At 60.0% G+C, this 16,869-nt stretch carries 17 protein-coding genes; 3 read left to right on the top strand and 14 right to left on the bottom strand.

Annotated features, from left to right (window positions below; genetic code table 11):
* Nucleotides 1-29: 29 nt before the first annotated feature.
* The 5 genes from accD to pdxB form a co-directional block, all read right to left on the bottom strand.
* A complete protein-coding gene (accD, locus tag ABLV52_RS03910) occupies nt 30-950 on the bottom strand; it encodes an acetyl-CoA carboxylase, carboxyltransferase subunit beta (RefSeq protein ID WP_004201773.1) in 921 nt (306 codons plus the stop codon).
* 186 nt (nt 951-1,136) lie between these two features.
* A complete protein-coding gene (locus ABLV52_RS03905; RefSeq protein ID WP_002913221.1) occupies nt 1,137-1,796 on the bottom strand; it encodes a DedA family protein in 660 nt (219 codons plus the stop codon).
* Nucleotides 1,797-1,822: 26 nt separating this feature from the next.
* The gene (gene truA / locus ABLV52_RS03900) at nt 1,823-2,635 is read right to left on the bottom strand and encodes a tRNA pseudouridine(38-40) synthase TruA (RefSeq protein WP_032453605.1); all 813 of its coding nucleotides are present in this window, start codon (nt 2,633-2,635) and stop codon (nt 1,823-1,825) included.
* Nucleotides 2,635-3,648: an aspartate-semialdehyde dehydrogenase gene (locus ABLV52_RS03895; RefSeq protein WP_023290529.1), complete on the bottom strand. Its 1,014-nt coding sequence runs from the start codon at nt 3,646-3,648 to the stop codon at nt 2,635-2,637. Before ABLV52_RS03895 ends, truA begins: the two co-directional genes overlap by 1 nt.
* Before the next feature lie 63 nt (nt 3,649-3,711).
* Entirely contained in the window at nt 3,712-4,848 is a 1,137-nt protein-coding gene (pdxB, locus tag ABLV52_RS03890; RefSeq protein ID WP_048297940.1) for a 4-phosphoerythronate dehydrogenase PdxB, read from the bottom strand.
* Between the two features lie 110 nt (nt 4,849-4,958).
* Between pdxB and flk the strand changes: the two genes are divergently transcribed.
* Nucleotides 4,959-5,936 (top strand): flagella biosynthesis regulator Flk, encoded by a 978-nt coding sequence (gene flk / locus ABLV52_RS03885; RefSeq protein WP_048336253.1) that lies wholly within the window; start codon nt 4,959-4,961, stop codon nt 5,934-5,936.
* 86 nt (nt 5,937-6,022) lie between these two features.
* Here the strand turns inward: flk and ABLV52_RS03880 are convergent, their stop codons facing one another.
* Together ABLV52_RS03880 and fabB are read right to left on the bottom strand one after the other, a co-directional pair.
* On the bottom strand, nt 6,023-7,198 hold the full coding sequence (locus ABLV52_RS03880; RefSeq protein WP_048336254.1) for an MFS transporter: 1,176 nt from the start codon (nt 7,196-7,198) through the stop codon (nt 6,023-6,025).
* Nucleotides 7,199-7,407: 209 nt separating this feature from the next.
* On the bottom strand, nt 7,408-8,628 hold the full coding sequence (gene fabB / locus ABLV52_RS03875; RefSeq protein ID WP_002913291.1) for a beta-ketoacyl-ACP synthase I: 1,221 nt from the start codon (nt 8,626-8,628) through the stop codon (nt 7,408-7,410).
* Between the two features lie 158 nt (nt 8,629-8,786).
* On the opposite strand from fabB, the gene mnmC reads away from it, so the two are divergent.
* Entirely contained in the window at nt 8,787-10,775 is a 1,989-nt protein-coding gene (gene mnmC / locus ABLV52_RS03870; RefSeq protein WP_348890030.1) for a bifunctional tRNA (5-methylaminomethyl-2-thiouridine)(34)-methyltransferase MnmD/FAD-dependent 5-carboxymethylaminomethyl-2-thiouridine(34) oxidoreductase MnmC, read from the top strand.
* 159 nt (nt 10,776-10,934) lie between these two features.
* Here the strand turns inward: mnmC and ABLV52_RS03865 are convergent, their stop codons facing one another.
* From ABLV52_RS03865 to prmB, 6 genes are read right to left on the bottom strand one after another with little or no spacing between them, the layout of a single operon-like run.
* Nucleotides 10,935-11,216: a YfcL family protein gene (locus ABLV52_RS03865; RefSeq protein ID WP_023290534.1), complete on the bottom strand. Its 282-nt coding sequence runs from the start codon at nt 11,214-11,216 to the stop codon at nt 10,935-10,937.
* A 31-nt stretch (nt 11,217-11,247) separates the two neighbouring features.
* Nucleotides 11,248-11,796 (bottom strand): elongation factor P hydroxylase, encoded by a 549-nt coding sequence (locus tag ABLV52_RS03860; protein ID WP_023290535.1) that lies wholly within the window; start codon nt 11,794-11,796, stop codon nt 11,248-11,250.
* On the bottom strand, nt 11,796-12,605 hold the full coding sequence (locus ABLV52_RS03855; RefSeq protein ID WP_004201787.1) for a sulfite exporter TauE/SafE family protein: 810 nt from the start codon (nt 12,603-12,605) through the stop codon (nt 11,796-11,798). The genes ABLV52_RS03860 and ABLV52_RS03855 overlap by 1 nt, the downstream gene beginning before the upstream one ends.
* A complete protein-coding gene (mepA, locus tag ABLV52_RS03850) occupies nt 12,605-13,429 on the bottom strand; it encodes a penicillin-insensitive murein endopeptidase (RefSeq protein WP_023290536.1) in 825 nt (274 codons plus the stop codon). Before mepA ends, ABLV52_RS03855 begins: the two co-directional genes overlap by 1 nt.
* A gap of 2 nt (nt 13,430-13,431) precedes the next feature.
* Entirely contained in the window at nt 13,432-14,517 is a 1,086-nt protein-coding gene (gene aroC, locus ABLV52_RS03845; RefSeq protein ID WP_023290537.1) for a chorismate synthase, read from the bottom strand.
* Nucleotides 14,518-14,559: 42 nt separating this feature from the next.
* Entirely contained in the window at nt 14,560-15,492 is a 933-nt protein-coding gene (gene prmB / locus ABLV52_RS03840) for a 50S ribosomal protein L3 N(5)-glutamine methyltransferase (protein ID WP_023290538.1), read from the bottom strand.
* A 167-nt stretch (nt 15,493-15,659) separates the two neighbouring features.
* Between prmB and smrB the strand changes: the two genes are divergently transcribed.
* On the top strand, nt 15,660-16,211 hold the full coding sequence (gene smrB / locus ABLV52_RS03835; protein WP_004201792.1) for an endonuclease SmrB: 552 nt from the start codon (nt 15,660-15,662) through the stop codon (nt 16,209-16,211).
* 18 nt (nt 16,212-16,229) lie between these two features.
* On the opposite strand, the gene sixA is transcribed toward smrB, so the two are convergent.
* Nucleotides 16,230-16,715: a phosphohistidine phosphatase SixA gene (gene sixA, locus ABLV52_RS03830; RefSeq protein ID WP_004201794.1), complete on the bottom strand. Its 486-nt coding sequence runs from the start codon at nt 16,713-16,715 to the stop codon at nt 16,230-16,232.
* Nucleotides 16,716-16,869 lie beyond the last annotated feature (154 nt).

Raw genomic sequence — 16,869 nt, 5'->3', positions numbered from 1 at the left:
AGCGCCGCCAGGCCCTGCCCTCTGCTTTATCAGGCCTCGGGTTCCTGATCCGGTGCCGGCGGCACCACCACGCCTTCATGAGGCGTTTCCGAAGCGGCAACCGGCGCCGGCAGGTTCATCAGCTTCGCCAGAATGCTGGCCAGCTTGAGACGCATTTCCGGACGGCGAACGATCATATCGATCGCCCCTTTTTCAATCAGGAACTCACTGCGCTGGAATCCCGGCGGCAGCTTCTCACGTACGGTCTGCTCAATGACGCGAGGACCGGCAAAGCCGATCAGCGCTTTCGGCTCGGCAATGTTCAGGTCGCCCAGCATCGCAAAGCTCGCCGATACGCCGCCCATGGTCGGGTCGGTCAGCACAGAGATGTACGGTAATCCGCGCTCCTGCATTTTTGCCAGCGCCGCGGAGGTTTTCGCCATCTGCATCAGCGACATCAGCGCTTCCTGCATACGGGCGCCACCGGAGGCGGAGAAGCAGATCAGCGGGCAGTTATCTTCCAGCGCCTGCTCCACCGCGCGCACAAAGCGTGCGCCAACGACGGAACCCATCGATCCCCCCATAAAGGAGAATTCAAAGGCCGCGGCCACCACTGGCATCGCGTAGAGCGTACCTTTCATCACCACCAGCGCGTCTTTTTCGCCCGTCTCTTTTTGAGCGGACGCCAGGCGGTCTTTGTATTTTTTTGAATCGCGGAACTTCAGCACATCTTTTGGCTCAAGTTCGCTACCCAGTTCCACCAGGGAACCTTCATCCAACAGGCTATGCAGGCGATTACGCGCCGACATGCGCATATGGTGATCGCACTTAGGACAAACCTCCAGGTTGCGCTCCAGCTCGGCGCGGTAGAGTACCTGACCGCAGCTGTCGCACTTGGTCCATACACCCTCAGGAATGCTCGCCTTGCGGGTGGGAGTGATGTTGCTTTTAATTCGTTCAATCCAGCTCATTGATAACCTTTCTGCCTGAACCTGGTCGATGCCAGTTTTGTCGTAAGGGGCGCATAATGCCATTTTTGCCTCTTACAGACCATGAATGTTGCACATTAAATCATATCATCCCGGAACATGGGATAAAAAAGTGGTCAAACCGCTGCGCGTGACGCTCGTGCACCGTCACGCGCAACGCAGGCTAAACTACTTCGCCTGCTTCGCCGCCGCCCGCTTATGGCGAATAATCTCAATCACGCCCGGCAGGACGGAAAGCACGATGATCGCCACGATCAGCAGCTTCAGGTTCTCCTGCACCACCGGCAGATCGCCAAACAGATAGCCGGCGTAGGTGAACAGCAGCACCCACAGCAGCGCCCCGACGACGTTATAGGCCGCAAAATGACGATAGGACATATGCCCCATTCCCGCCACAAACGGCGCGAAGGTTCGGACTATCGGCACAAAGCGCGCCAGGATAATGGTTTTTCCGCCGTGACGTTCGTAGAAGCTATGGGTTTTATCCAGATAGCTGCGACGGAAAATCTTCGAGTTCGGGTTGCTGAACAGCTTTTCGCCGAACAGCCGGCCAATGGTGTAGTTGACCGCATCGCCGACGATAGCCGCGATGACCATCAGCAATACCATCAGGTGGACATTCAGATCGTTGGTGGGCAGGGCCGAGAGCGCGCCCGCGACGAACAGCAGGGAATCCCCCGGCAGGAACGGCGTTACCACCAGCCCGGTTTCGCAGAACAGAATCAAAAACAGAATGGCATAAACCCAGACGCCATACTGGGCGACCAGCTCGGCCAGGTGCACATCAATATGCAGGATGAAATCAATTAAAAAGTGAATCAAGTCCATGTTTGTCTTTACCCTTAATGACCCTATTAGTCCGCCAGAAACAGCGGGCCCATTGGCAGCACCGGTAAATCATAATGGGCCGGGTAATCCACCGACACCAGATACAACCCTTCCGCTTTTGCCGTTGCCGCAGCGAGCGTCCTGTCTTTTGCTGCCAGCAGTTCTGCCATCCAGCTCTCCGGCTGGTTTCCGGCCCCGATTTCCATCAGGCTGCCCACAATATTCCTGACCATATGATGTACAAAGGCATTCGCTTTGATATCCACCACCACATAAGCGCCGTAGCGGGTAACGTTAATGTGCATCACGTTGCGCCACGGGGTACGCGACTGGCACTGCACCGCGCGAAACGAGGTAAAGTCATTCTCCCCCAGCAAACACTGTGCGGCACGCTGCATGCGCGCGGCGTCGAGCGGCTGGTGAAAATGCGTGACGCCCTGACTTAATACCGCCGGACGCAGGCGATGATTATAGATGACGTAACGATAGCGGCGCGCCGTGGCGCTGAACCGGGCGTGAAAATCCGCCGGGACATGTTTGACCCAACGCACCGCGATGTCACCAGGTAAATTCGCATTTACCCCCAGCGTCCAGGCGGCATCTTTACGCTGCGCCCGGGTTTCGAAATGCACCACCTGGCCGGTGCCATGGACACCGGCGTCGGTGCGGCCGGCGCAAAAGACGGTAATGGGTTCGTTCGCCACCTGCGAGAGCGCCTTTTCCAGCTTCTCCTGCACGCTGCGTACTTCGTTTTGCCGCTGCCAGCCGTAATATTTGCTACCGTCGTACTCGATGCCCAGCGCGATTTTACAGACCGGCTGTTGCTCCATCTCAGACATCAGTACAGGTACTCCTCAATCAGCTTCTCGGCGATCTTCACCGCCATCAGCGCGCCGCCGAAGCGGACGTTATCCGCCACCGACCAGAACTGGACCTGCTCCGGCATACCGTAATCATTATGCACGCAGCCGATGGAGAGACGGGCGTTGCCGGAAGCGTCGCCAACCTGAGTGGGGAATTCGCCCTCTTCAGAAAGTTCGATCTCCTCGCCGCGGGTAAAGGCGTCACGCGCCTCTTCCGCCGCCAGCGGACGCATCGCTTCAAAGTTCACCATCTGCGCATGGCCGTAGAAGACCGGCGACTGGACGACGCTGGCGGAGATCATCAGCCCGTCATCCTGAAGAATTTTGCGCGCTTCATCGACGATACGGCGCTCTTCGCGCACGCTACCTTCACGATCCGGCAGCAGCGGCAGCATGTTGAAGGCCAGCTGGCGGCCAAAGAAATCGTCTTCATCGATGGGGATGCCGTTCAGCAGCTTGGCGCTCTGCCCTGCCAGCGCATCCACCGCTTTTTTCCCCTGCCCTGAGGCGGAGAGCAGGTTAGTAACGCTAATTCGCGACAGTCCACCCTGATCGATAAGCGGCTTCAGCGCCGTCAGCAGCTGGCTGGTCAAACTATTGGGCACCGCAATCAGATTGCGGTTACGGTAATCGCCTAACACGAACGGGTTCACGTCCGGCACCACCAGCGGTACGTCCGGCTCCAGCGCAAACAGGCCGCTGAGATCGATAACCAGACATCCGGCGTTTGTCGCATCTTCGACATACGCTGCGCTGGCTTCGACGCCTGCGGCAAAGAAAGCCAGCTGGGCCTGGGTCCAGTCAAACTCGGCGGCGTCCTTGACGATCACCGACTTGCCACCAAAACGCAGATGTTCGCCCGCGCTTTCATTGCGCGCCAGAGCAAAAATCTCCCCCACCGGGAACTGGCGTTCAGCGAGAGTTTCGAGCAGGGCTTCGCCTACGGCGCCCGTTGCGCCCAGTACGGCAATATTCCAGCCTTCAGACATGGTGGTTTACTCCAGAAATAAAGCGGCCCTGCCGGAGTATCCGGCAGGGGCATTAAGAAGACATTAACGAACAGGATGATGCACGGCGTTAAAACCGAGCTGGCGCAACAGCGTCGCCGCCTGCTCATCGCTGCACTGCACGTACAGCGAAGACCATTCGCGACGTTCCTGATAATTTTTACGCAGCTTGTCGAATTCACCGGCGACGCCCGCCACCTTCCGCAGCGGCGCATCATCGCGGCGCACATCATACACCAAATGAACCAGTCTTTTCAGCGTCGGCTGATCGAGCGGGCCATGCAGGGTGATGCGGCCAAACTCCGGGGCCGGCAGCAGGGTATCCAGCGCCACCTGCTGCGGATGACCGATAAAGGCGCTATAGGCTTCGAATACCTGCGTCGTCCCGCGCGCCTTCCCTTCAAGGGTGTAGCCGGCGATATGCGCCGTGCCGATATCCACCCGCTTGAGAAGCGCTATGTTGAGATCCGGCTCCGGCTCCCAAACGTCCAGCACCACGCTCAGGGACTGACCGGCTTCCAGGCGTTTCAGCAACGCGGCGTTATCCACCACCGGCCCGCGGCAGGCGTTGATCAAAATCGTTCCGGGCTTCAGGCGGCTAATCAGCGCCTCATCCGCCAGATGCAACGTTTTATATTGTCCTTCTTTATACAGCGGGGTATGGAAGGTGAGGACATCGGCCTGCTGGACCAGATCGTCAAGGGAGCGGAAGTCGCCTTCGTCGCCGCGGTCAGCGCGCGGCGGATCGCAGAGCAGAGTTTTGATGCCCAGCGCCTCCAGACGCTTTTGCAGCCGCCCGCCGACGTTACCGACGCCGACAATCCCGACGGTGCGATCGCGCAGCGAGAAGCCGTCACGTTCGGCCAGCATCAGCAGCGATGAAAAGACATACTCCACCACCGCAATGGCGTTGCAGCCTGGCGCCGCGGAGAAACCAATCCCCGCCTGCTGCAGCCACGCCTGATCGACATGATCGGTGCCTGCGGTCGCGGTGCCGACGAACCTGATGGCCTTGCCGGCAAGCAATGCTTCATTGACCCGGGTGACCGAGCGCACCATTAAGGCATCCGCATCGGTCAGGGCATCGGCCGGGACCGGGCGGCCCGGGATCGCCTGCACGTCGCCTAAACGGCTAAAAAGCTCACGGGCATAGGGCATATTTTCATCAACGAGGATTTTCACAGTTCAGTACCTGTCTGAGAACGAGAGTTAACCGGGGAAGTGTGCCATAATCTGGCCGCCAGGCATACTCATCACCTGGTTCCAGCACCGCGATATCGAAAGGATGAATCATGACGCACCCCCTTGCAGATATGCCAGACCGTCCTCCAGGGCGAGGCCCATCAGGCACTGCCGCCACCGGCGAACCTTCGCTTTCCATGCAGCAACGCACCGTCCTGGAGCGACTGATCACGCGCCTGGTGGCGCTGACCTCGCAGCAGAATGCGGAAGTGTGGGCCTGCGTCAAACATGACCTCGGACTGAAAGGCGACACGCCCCTGCTGGCCCGCCATTTCAGCGCCGCCGAGGCCAGTCTCAACCAGCGCCTGGCCGCCGCGCAGGACAATCATCATCATCGCCAGACCCTGGCGCAGCTCAGCGATCTGCTCGGCCAGGGCAATAACCGCCAGGCGGTGAGCGATTATATTCGTCAGCATTATGGGCAAACGGCGCTGCATGCCCTCAGCCAGTCGCAACTGGAGAACATTCTGCATCTGCTGCAGCGCGGTCAGCTGTCGATCCCGCAGCCGCAGCAGCGCCCGCCGACCCTTCGTCCACTGCTGCCGGCCGAGCACAACACGCTCAATCAGCTGGTGACTAAGCTGGCGGCCGCCACCGGCGAACCAAGCAAACTGATTTGGCAGTCCATGCTGGAACTTTGCGGCGTCAAGTCCGGGGAGCTGATCCCGGCGACGCACTTCACGCCGCTTTCGTACTGGCTGCAGGCGCGGCAGACGCTCAGCGCGCAAAGCGCGCCCACGCTTACCTCGCTGCAGGGGGCGCTCAAGCAGCCGCTGGAGGCCGCGGAGTGGCAGAAGATTGTCGACTTTGCCCGTCGCAACTGGCAGGTCACGCCGCAGACCACGCTGAGCCCGGCGCAGATCCTGGCGCTGCTGAATAAGGTGTTTGTGCTGCGGGTGGCCCGCGCCCAGGAGACGCTGGCGATCCCGCAGGAGGAGCCCGCGACCCGGCGGACATGGGCCGCTAAGCCCTGGCAGCTGGCGCTGGGCGCGGTTGTCCTGCTCCTGGTGCTGTGGCTCCTGCTGTAGCCCAGCAGGCACTGGCGGCGTTCACGGCACCCTTTCATGCCAAACGCCGCAGTGTTTACTACGGCGGTTTCTGGTCTGACAACAACCTAGCGGCGAAATGAGATGAGGGTGACGAGGATCCCCAGCGCCGCGCAGAGGGCGCCGGCAAGGAATACCGACGAGTAGCCCAGCGAAGTGGCCAGCAGACCGGTCAGCGGCCCGGTCAGGCCATAAGAGATATCCTGAAAGGCCGCATAGCCGCCGAGCGCAGTGCCGCGCACCTGCGCCGGGACACGCTTCACCACCTCCACGCCAAGCGACGGGAAAATAAGCGAACAGCCGCATCCGGTCAGCGCCGCGCCGGCCAGCGCCACCCAGACGCCGGGCGCCAGTCCCAGCAGCGTCAGACCGACCGCCTCTATCAGCAGCGAGACCATCGCCACTTTAACGCCGCCAAACCGATCCGGCATCCAGCCAAACAGCACCCGCATCAGCACAAAGGCGCCGCCAAACGCTGTCAGGGTAAATCCGGCCATCGGCCAGTTCTGACTGGCAAAATAGAGAGAAACGAAGGTGCCGATCGCCGCAAAGCCGACGCCCTGCAGGCCCAGGCCAATACCCGGCCGCCAGATCATGCCGATGACGCTCCACAGTGAAGGCCGCTCGCCGCCGTGCGCCGCCACTTTGCGCACCGTGCCGTTGATGAGCAAGGCGACAAGCGGTAGTCCCATGGTGACGCAGGCCAGGACCGCCACGCCAAAGTGGCTGTAAATTAACAATCCCAGCGGGGCGCCCACCGCCAGCGAGCCGTACATCGCCATGCCGTTCCATGACATCACTTTGCCGGAGCGGGCCGGCCCCACCAGCCCCATCCCCCAGCTCAGGTTGCCGGTCAGCAGCTGGCTTTCGCCAAACCCGAGGATCAGGCGGCCCAGCAGCAACAGGCCCAGCTTCGCGAACACCGGCAGTGGCAGCAGCGCAGCGGCCAGCCAGGCCGCGCCGGCCAGGGCGCAGGCCAGCATCCCTTGCAGGACGGAGCGTTTGGCGCCGTACTGGTCTGCCAGGCGCCCGGCGTAGCCGCGGGTAAGAACGGTGGCGAGGAACTGGATCCCCACCGCTACGCCGACCATGGTGTTACCCAATCCCAGCTCCTGATGGACAAACAGCGGGATCACCGGCAGCGGCAAACCGACGGTCATATAGGTCAAAAAGACGGCGAGCGTAATGCGAAAAAGCGAAAAATTCGCGGAAGAATGAGATGTTGTTTCAGTGACTGCGGACATGCATTACTCCAGATTCGCAGAGTAAGGCGAGCAAAGCGACACGCCCCCTCCACCTGACTATCAGGGTTAAGGCGCGTTGGTTGACGTTAAACGCTTACGCATTAGTGGAGAGACTAATGGCTCCGCCAGCAGTGTGCCTGCGGGCTCTTACCCTGTCAAGATGACAAAAAAGGGGAGCCGGTGGCTCCCCTCAGTGCATCGCGTGCCGATTAAGCGTTGTATTTACGCATCACCAGCGTGGCGTTGGTGCCGCCAAAGCCGAAGCTGTTGGACATCACGGTGGTCAGCTTAGCGTCAGTCGGTTTGGTGACGATGTTCAGGCCAGCAGCCTGCTCGTCCAGCTCTTCGACGTTGATGCTCGGCGCGATAAAGCCGTGCTCCAGCATCAGCAGGGAGTAGATTGCTTCCTGCACGCCAGCAGCGCCCAGCGAGTGACCGGTCATTGCTTTGGTCGCCGAGATAGCCGGGCTGTTGTCGCCGAACACTTCGCGGATCGCGCCCAGCTCTTTCACGTCGCCGACCGGCGTGGAAGTACCGTGGGAGTTCAGGTAGTCGATCGGGGTATCAACGCCGTGCATCGCCATCTGCATGCAGCGCACTGCGCCTTCACCGGATGGGGCTACCATGTCTGCGCCATCGGAGGTTGCGCCGTAGCCGACGATTTCCGCATAGATGTGCGCGCCACGCGCCAGGGCGTGTTCCAGCTCTTCCACCACGACCATACCGCCGCCGCCGGCGATAACGAAGCCGTCACGGTTGGCGTCATAGGTGCGGGAGGCTTTTTCCGGCGTGTCGTTGTATTTGGTGGACAGCGCGCCCATGGCGTCGAACTCGCAGGCCATTTCCCAGCACAGCTCTTCGCCGCCGCCGGCAAAGACGATATCCTGTTTGCCCAGCTGGATCTGCTCTACCGCGTTACCGATGCAGTGTGCGGAAGTGGCGCAGGCGGAGCTGATGGAGTAGTTAACGCCGTGGATTTTAAACGGCGTGGCGAGGCAGGCGGAAACGCCGGAAGCCATCGCTTTGGTGACCACATACGGACCCACGGCTTTCAGACCACGCGGGCTGCGCATGGCATCGGCGCCGAAGACCTGGAATTTCGGGGAGCCGCCGCCGGAGCCTGCGATCAGGCCGACACGCGGGTTATTCTGGTATGCTTCCGGCGCCAGACCTGCGTCGGCAACGGCCTGTTCCATGGACAGGTAAGCATAGATGGAGGCGTCGCTCATGAAGCGCACTACTTTGCGGTCAATGAGGCCAGTGGTATCCAGTTTGACGTTGCCCCATACGTGGCTGCGCATCCCTGAATCTTTCAGCTCCTGAGAGAAAGTGATCCCTGAACGTCCTTCACGCAGAGATGCCAGGACTTCCTGCTGGTTATTACCGATGCTGGAAACGATGCCCAAGCCAGTAATCACTGCACGTTTCATTAAATACCTCTGTAAGTCGCACTATTTTAAGTTTCGTGTCGCACGATAGCGTACACTTGTACGCCGAACAAGTCCGATCAGACATTTTGTGTATAAATTTGCGCCCTCAGGCACACATCGCTAAGATCGCGCTACGCCTTGTGATTCGAGTAACTTACGTGAAACAAAACGCTATACAACCCGCCAACCTGGAATTCAATGCTGAGGGTACACCTGTTTCCCGAGATTTTGACGATGTTTACTTTTCCAATGACAACGGTCTGGAAGAGACACGCTACGTCTTTCTCGGCGGAAATCATCTGCCGGAGCGCTTCTCCAGCCACCCTCGCCCGCTGTTGATCGTCGCGGAGAGCGGCTTCGGCACCGGGCTCAATTTCCTCACCCTCTGGCAGGCGTTTGACGTTTTTGTTCGCGATAACCCGGACGTTACCCTGCAAAGGTTACATTTCATCAGTTTTGAGAAATATCCGCTGAAGGCGGAAGATCTCCGCCTGGCGCACCAGCGCTGGCCAGAGCTGGCTCCATGGGCGGAACAGCTGCAGGCGCAATGGCCTTCGGCCTTCGCCGGATGCCATCGTCTGCTGCTCGACGGCGGACGGGTCACGCTCGATCTGTGGTTTGGCGATATCAACGAGCTGACCAGAGAACTGGATGATTCGCTGAATCAGCAGGTGGACGCCTGGTTTCTCGACGGCTTTGCCCCGGCGAAAAATCCCGACATGTGGACCCAGGATCTGTTCAATGCCATGGCGCGCCTGGCGCGTCCCGGCGGGACGCTGGCCACTTTTACCTCCGCCGGTTTTGTCCGCCGCGGCCTGCAGGAAGCCGGGTTTACCCTGCGTAAAACCAAAGGCTTCGGCCGCAAACGGGAGATGCTGACCGGCGAGATGGCGCAAACGCTGACCTTTCCGGCGCGCGCGCCCTGGTTCGCCCGCCCCGGGAGCGAGGCCCGCGAGGCGGCCATCGTCGGCGGCGGTATCGCCAGCGCCCTGCTCTCCCTGGCGCTGCTGCGTCGCGGCTGGCAGGTGACCCTTTACTGTGCGGACGACGCCCCGGCGCAGGGCGCCTCCGGTAATCGCCAGGGCGCGCTCTACCCGCTGTTAAGCCAGCACGATCCGGCGCTGGCGCGCTTTTTCCCGGCCGCCTTTACCTTCGCCCGCCGCACCTACGACGCGCTGCCGGTGCTGTTCGATCATCAATGGTGCGGGGTCACCCAGCTTGGCTGGGATGAAAAAAGCGCACACAAAATCAATCAGATGCTGTCCCTGGAGCTGCCCCCTGATATCGCCTGCGCGGTGACGGCGGAGCAGGCCGCGGAGCTGACCGGCGTCGAGACCGGCTGCGGCGGCATAACCTATCCAGCCGGCGGTTGGCTGTGCCCGCAGCAGCTCACCGCCGAGCTGCTGGCGCTGGCGGCGACTCGCGGACTGCACGTGCATTATGGTTATCAGGTCGAGACGTTGAGCGCGGAGGGCGATGGCTGGCTGCTCAACCGGCAGCGCTATCATCAGGCGGTCGTGCTGGCCAACGGCCACCGCATATCGGATTTTGCGCAAACCGCGCCGTTGCCGGTCTACCCCGTTGGCGGCCAGGTCAGCCATATACCCACCACCCCACGGCTTTCCGCCCTGCGCCAGGTGCTGTGCTACGACGGCTACCTGACGCCGCAGAATCCGCAAAATCAGCAGCACTGCATTGGCGCCAGCTACCATCGCGGCAAAACCGACACCACCTTCAGCGAAGAAGATCAGCAGCACAACCGGCAACGGCTGATCGACTGCTTCCCGGGCGCGGAGTGGCCGCAGGACGTGGATATTAGCGCCAGTGACGCCCGCTGCGGCGTGCGCTGCGCCACCCGCGATCATCTGCCGATGGTCGGCAACGTGCCGGACTATGCGGCGACATTGACGCAATACGCCAGCCTCCACGAACGGCAGGATAACGCCGGTAGCGCGCCGGTCTTTCATAACCTGTTTATGCTTGGCGCCCTCGGATCGCGAGGCATTTGCACCGCGCCGTTAAGCGCTGAGCTGCTGGCGGCGCAGATGAGCGCAGAACCGCTGCCGCTGGATAGCGGCACCCTGGCGGCGCTGAATCCGAATCGGCTATGGGTGAGAAAACTGCTGAAGGGAAAAGCGGTGAAGTAACAGCGCAAGGGGAGAAAAATCCCTGGGAAGCACGACATTCCCGGCCTCATCCGGGCGACCAACACGGTAGCCCGGCGAAGCACAGCGCAAACAGGGTAAATCCTGGTTGCGCCGTTAGCGTGTCGGATGGCGCTACGCTTATCCGACCTACATCATGGATCAGGCCTGATTTTTCGCCTGCTGATACAGGTTTTCCCACATGCCCTGCACCAGAATTTGGTCCGGCGGCGACAGTTCGCCAGCGCCGATGGCTTTCTCCAGGCTATGGCTGACTTTGCTGTGTACCGCTTCCGCTGAATGTTCGCCCTCACCTTCCAGCTCAGCCACCGCCAGCGTCAGGTGGCCGCGCAGATAACCGCCGGCAAACAGTTCATCATCACTGGCGTGGTCTACCATGTTGTCAATCAGCGCCAGAATGCGTGATTCAAACTCCGCGATCATCATCTTACCTCTTGTCATGTAATGTGTGGCCTTAGTGCAGGTCTTCCGGCCACGGAAAGTGTTCTGCCGTCAATGGCGGCGTTTGATAATAGTGTTGTAATGCGCGAATAAGACGCGCCGGACGTTCGGGGATCCCTTGTTCAAGCAGAGTCATCACCCGGGCATGTACCCGGCGCTGAAAGGCGATGCGATCGGGTTCAACGTCACCTTCCAGATTGTCGCAGCTGACGTTAAACGGAAATCCCGCCGCCACGCAGAACAGCCACTCCAGGGCCTGCGGTTTCACCTCCACGTCCTCAAACTGGCTTTGGGTCATCGCATCGCGGCCGTCCGGACAGTACCAGTAGCCAAAATCCACCAGCTCGCGGCGGGCTTTGCCGGCGATGCACCAGTGGGAGATCTCATGCAGAGCGCTGGCAAAAAAACCGTGCGCGAAGACGATACGGTGATATGGCGTGTCATCGTCCGCCGGGAGGTAGATCGGCTCATCGTCGCCTTTCACCAGGCGAGTATTAAAATCTGCGGCAAAGCAGCTGTTGAAGAGGTCAATAAGCTGCTGATAATGGTGTTGCTGTTGCATTAATGAATTCCCAACCACTGCAAAATCTCAGCCCCGTGGCTGTCGTAGAGAAGTTTCGCGCTCATCACCGCCGAAACGATAACGATCATCGGTCGGATCAGCGATTGCCCTTTGCTCAGCACCAGCCGGGAGCCGGCGCGGGCGCCAATAAACTGGCCGGCCATCATCACAAAGCCGGTGGCCCAGATAACCTTTCCGCCGATAATAAACAGCAGCAGGCCGCCGACGTTCGAGGTGGCGTTGAGCAGTTTGGCGTGGGCCGTCGACTTCGCCAGGTTAAACCCGGCCAGGGTGACAAACGCCAGCGCATAAAACGAACCGGCGCCGGGGCCGAAAAAGCCATCGTAAAACCCGACGCTGCCGCCGGCGACCAGCGCAAACGGCAGGCCGTAGAGCCGACGCTGTCGGTCCGCTTCGCCCAGTTTCGGCATCAGCAGAAAATAGAGACCGATGCCGATCACCAGCAACGGCAGGATCTGCTTAAGAATATCGGACTGCACGTGCTGGACCAGCAGCGCGCCGGCGGTTGAACCGATAAAGGTCATCAGAATATTCAGCTTCTGATCGGCGAGATTGACCACCTTGCGGCGGACAAAATAGAGGGTCGCCGACAGCGATCCGCCGCAGGCCTGCAGCTTATTGGTCGCCAGCGCCTGGGCCGGCGGCATACCGGCGGCCATTAGCGCCGGCACGGTCAGTAAGCCCCCGCCCCCGGCCAGTGAGTCAATAAAACCGGCCAGGATGGCGACAAAGAAAAGCACCACCAGCACCAGCGGCGATACGGAAAACAACTCGATAAAACTATCCATTACAGCACATGCTCATCCAGTAGCGCCTGGCAGGAAGGCGGCAACGGCGGCGGCGTCTTCTTCACAGGTGGGGTAGACCCGGGTTTAGGTGGCTCGAACCAGCTCTGCAGCTCCGCACCGCAGCCATCGCCGGCCGGCGGCGGCGCCTGATCTTCGCACTCCAGGCTGCCCGCCGGGCAGCGCAGACGGACGTGCATATGGGCGCGATGCTGGAACCAGGGACGAACTTTGCGCAGCCACTGGCGGTCGTTGCCCGCATCCAGACACAGCTGCTGTTTAATCGCCGGGTTGACGAAGATGCGGGTCACTTCGCTATCTTCCGCCGCCAGCTTGATCAGCTGGCTGATTTGCGGACTCCACAGCGACGGCACCACGCGTTTGCCATCGCTGGCGACCAGATCCAGAGCCTGCGGCTTCAGCAACTGGGACGAAGTCCAGCGCGTCTGCGGCAGCTGGAGGAAGATATCGACATCGAGGCCCGTCTGATGGCTGGCGTGGCCGCCGTTAAAGCGGCCGCCTGCCGGCATCCCCATGTCGCCAATCAGCACGGTCCCCATGCCTTTATTGTGCACCTGATTGCTCAGGCGCTGAATAAACTGAACCAGATCCGGATGACCGAAGTAGCGACGCTGATCGGTACGCATCACCTGATAGCCGGCGGCGTTCAGCGGCAGCGCCTCGGCGCCAACGATACAGCCATTGGAGAACGCGCCAATCGACTGCGCGCTGCCGCCAATTGGCTGGGATATCTTCTGCCATGGCGTGGCGGCCAGGCTGCCGGCGCTGGCCAGCAGCGCCAGCAGGGCGATAACGGTGTTTTTCATGGTTACCAGCGTGGAATTGTCGTCGTCACGTCGCCATTCTGCGCGCGCTGACGCATAAAGTGATCCATTAAGACAATCGCCAGCATCGCCTCAGCGATCGGTACGGCGCGTATGCCGACGCACGGATCGTGACGCCCTTTGGTGATCATCTCCACCTCTTCGCCAAAGCGGTTAATGGTATGACCGGGAACGGTAATACTGGAGGTCGGCTTCAGCGCGATGTTGGCAACGATCTGCTGACCGCTGCTGATGCCGCCAAGAATGCCGCCGGCGTGGTTGCTCTGGAATCCGGTTTTGGTGATCTCATCGCGGTTTTCGCTGCCGCGCAGCTTCACCACGTCGAAACCGTCGCCAATCTCCACGCCTTTCACGGCGTTGATGCTCATCAGCGCGTGGGCGATATCGGCGTCAAGGCGGTCAAAGACCGGCTCGCCAAGGCCCGGCGGTACGCCGTCGGCGACGACGGTCACTTTGGCGCCAATGGAGTCGCCCTCTTTTTTCAGACCGCGCATCAGTTCATCGAGAGCGTCGATTTTCTCCGGGTCCGGGCAGAAGAAAGGATTCTGTTCAACCTGATCCCAGTCTTTAATAGCCAGCGGAATGTCGCCCATCTGCGTCAGGCAGCCGCGAATGACGATGCCGAACTTCGCGGCGAGGAATTTTTTGGCAATCGCCCCGGCCGCCACGCGCATCGCGGTTTCGCGGGCGGAGGAGCGACCGCCGCCGCGATAGTCGCGCAGACCATACTTTTGTTCGTAGGTGTAATCCGCATGGCCAGGACGGAACAGATCTTTGATCGCGCCGTAATCCTGCGAGCGCTGATCGGTGTTCTCAATCAGCAGCCCGATACTGGTCCCGGTGGTGACGCCTTCGAAGACGCCGGAGAGGATTTTGACCTGATCCGGCTCGCGACGCTGCGTGGTGTAACGCGAGGTACCCGGGCGACGACGATCGAGGTCGTGCTGCAGATCGGCTTCGGTCAGCGGAATGCCCGGCGGCACGCCGTCAACGATGCAGCCCAGCGCCAGGCCGTGCGACTCGCCGAAAGTGGTGACGCGAAAGAGTTGTCCAATTGTATTTCCTGCCATCACGGCTCCATTCTTTGTCGTTATGTTGGCGTGTTGTTTTTTTTAGTCTTTATAAATACCGAAGTGCGCGCGAGCGTCAATCAGCTGCTGTTTGGTCAGCATAAAGACGCCGTCGCCGCCGTTATCAAACTCAAGCCAGGTAAACGGCACGTCCGGATACTGCTCCATCAGATGTACCATGCTGTTACCGACTTCACAAATCAGAATCCCGTCGTCGCTGAGATAATCCGGCGCATTGCCGAGGATGCGGCGCGTCAGCTTCAGGCCATCGCTTCCGGAGGCCAGACCCAGAACCGGCTCATGCTCATACTCTTCCGGCAGATCGGCCATGTCCTCTTCATCGACATACGGCGGATTAGTGACGATCAGATCGTATTGTAGCTTCGGCAGGTCGCGGAACAGGTCGGAACGGATCGGCGTCACGTGATGGATCAGGCCATGGGATTCCACATTGTGCTCGGCGACGGCCAGCGCGTCCGGGGAGATATCCACGGCGTCGACTTCGGCTTCCGGGAAGGCATAGGCGCAGGCAATGGCGATGCAGCCGCTGCCGGTGCACATATCAAGGATATGCTGCGGCTTATGGGTAATCAGCCCGGCAAACTGGTTATTGATCAGTTCGCCGATCGGGGAGCGCGGCACCAGCACTCGCTCATCGACGTAAAACTCATGGCCGCAGAACCACGCTTTGTTGGTCAGATAGGCGACGGGAATACGCTCGTTCACGCGGCGAATCACCCGCTCTACAATGCGGTGTTTCTCGCTGGAGGTCAGGCGCGCAGTGCGCATATCTTCCGGAATATCCAGCGGCAGATACAGCGAAGGCAGCACCAGCTGTACCGCCTCGTCCCATGGGTTGTCAGTCCCGTGACCGTACCAGATATTAGCAGCGCTGAAACGGCTTACCGCCCAGCGCAGCATGTCCTGAATGGTATGCAGCTCATTGACTGCCTCATCAACAAAAATTTTATCCACGACATCCTCCAGGGCACACTCTGCTATAAATTCGGCGGCTAGTGTGCCATGAAGACGGCGATAAATCAGCATTCTTGCGTGGGGTGGCGGGGGAAAAAACAGGTTTTCCTTGCCCGAAGGGATATTGAGTCGGGTAAACTAGCGCAAAGTATTAATGAGAGCGGACAATGAAAAAGAAGACATCGCTTAGCGAGGAGGATCAGGCGCTGTTCCGTCAGCTGATGACCGGCACGCGGAAGATCAAACAGGACACCATCGTTCACCGCCCGCAGCGCAAGAAAATCACCGAGGTTGCCCCTAAGCGTCTGCTGCAGGAACAGGCCGACAACAGCCACTATTTTTCCGATGAGTTTCAGCCGTTACTGAATACCGAAGGCTCGACAAAATATGTCCGCGCCGACGTCAGCCATTTTGAGCTGAAAAAGCTGCGCCGTGGGGATTATTCCCCGGAACTGTTTCTCGATCTGCATGGGCTCACCCAGCAGCAGGCCAAACAGGAACTGGGCGCGCTGATTGCCGCCTGCCGCCGCGAGCATGTGTTTTGCGCCTGCGTGATGCACGGGCACGGGAAGCACATTCTCAAACAGCAAACCCCGCTGTGGCTGGCGCAGCATCCGCACATCATGGCTTTTCATCAGGCGCCAAAAGAGTACGGCGGTGACGCCGCACTGCTGATTCTGATTGAGGTCGAGGAGTGGCAACCGCCGGAGCTGCCTTGACGGCGAGCTCCGGGGTCGTCAGATGGCGTTGGCCATCTTGAGATTGCAGGGGCTTTTCTGCCAGAGGTATTCACCCTTGCCGTCGGCGTCCAGATTAACGCAGGCGATAGCCGAGGTGGTGAACATCGGGGGCGTTTCCCCCGGGCACAGCTCTGAGACCAGGTACCCCACCAGCGGCAGGTGGGAGACGACCAGCGCCGTCGCCACGCCTTCATTTGCCAGCGCCTGCAGATAGGCGCTCACCATTCCCACATCGCCGCACGGCGTGAGTTCCGGCATCACGTCGACATGTTTCGGCAGGTTCATGCACTCCCCAACAATATCCAGCGTTTGTTCCGCACGCAGATAGGGACTGACAAGAACGCGCTCAATATCCACTTTTTGACCTTTCAGCCAGGTTGCCATCTGACGAGACTCATCACAACCGCATACGGTTAATGGACGAACCGAGTCGCTGGCTGCATCGAGGGCAGCGTCGCCGTGACGCATAATAAAAACTTGCATATTGCACCGCTTTTGTTAACCAGAAGCACCGTAGTTTGGCCTGCGAAGACAATACGCAGGTGACCCGGTGGCCGGGCATTGTGCCTGATCCATTCAACGAATGAAACGCTGTTTTTTACCTCAATGGCGTAAGTATAGTCAATGATTGTTTACA

The sequence above is a fragment of the Klebsiella sp. GB_Kp056 genome (assembly GCF_040064755.1).
Classification (GTDB): domain Bacteria; phylum Pseudomonadota; class Gammaproteobacteria; order Enterobacterales; family Enterobacteriaceae; genus Klebsiella; species Klebsiella quasipneumoniae.
This window is presented reverse-complemented; position numbering and strand designations above follow the sequence as displayed.

Coding starts and splice junctions, on each gene's coding strand:
- accD (WP_004201773.1), bottom strand. CDS start 950: ATGAGCTGGATTGAACGAATTAAAAGCAACATCACTCCCACCCGCAAG.
- ABLV52_RS03905 (WP_002913221.1), bottom strand. CDS start 1,796: ATGGACTTGATTCACTTTTTAATTGATTTCATCCTGCATATTGATGTG.
- truA (WP_032453605.1), bottom strand. CDS start 2,635: ATGTCTGAGATGGAGCAACAGCCGGTCTGTAAAATCGCGCTGGGCATC.
- ABLV52_RS03895 (WP_023290529.1), bottom strand. CDS start 3,648: ATGTCTGAAGGCTGGAATATTGCCGTACTGGGCGCAACGGGCGCCGTA.
- flk (WP_048336253.1), top strand. CDS start 4,959: ATGACGCACCCCCTTGCAGATATGCCAGACCGTCCTCCAGGGCGAGGC.
- ABLV52_RS03880 (WP_048336254.1), bottom strand. CDS start 7,198: ATGTCCGCAGTCACTGAAACAACATCTCATTCTTCCGCGAATTTTTCG.
- fabB (WP_002913291.1), bottom strand. CDS start 8,628: ATGAAACGTGCAGTGATTACTGGCTTGGGCATCGTTTCCAGCATCGGT.
- ABLV52_RS03865 (WP_023290534.1), bottom strand. CDS start 11,216: ATGATCGCGGAGTTTGAATCACGCATTCTGGCGCTGATTGACAACATG.
- ABLV52_RS03860 (WP_023290535.1), bottom strand. CDS start 11,796: ATGCAACAGCAACACCATTATCAGCAGCTTATTGACCTCTTCAACAGC.
- ABLV52_RS03855 (WP_004201787.1), bottom strand. CDS start 12,605: ATGGATAGTTTTATCGAGTTGTTTTCCGTATCGCCGCTGGTGCTGGTG.
- mepA (WP_023290536.1), bottom strand. CDS start 13,429: ATGAAAAACACCGTTATCGCCCTGCTGGCGCTGCTGGCCAGCGCCGGC.
- aroC (WP_023290537.1), bottom strand. CDS start 14,517: ATGGCAGGAAATACAATTGGACAACTCTTTCGCGTCACCACTTTCGGC.
- smrB (WP_004201792.1), top strand. CDS start 15,660: ATGAAAAAGAAGACATCGCTTAGCGAGGAGGATCAGGCGCTGTTCCGT.
- sixA (WP_004201794.1), bottom strand. CDS start 16,715: ATGCAAGTTTTTATTATGCGTCACGGCGACGCTGCCCTCGATGCAGCC.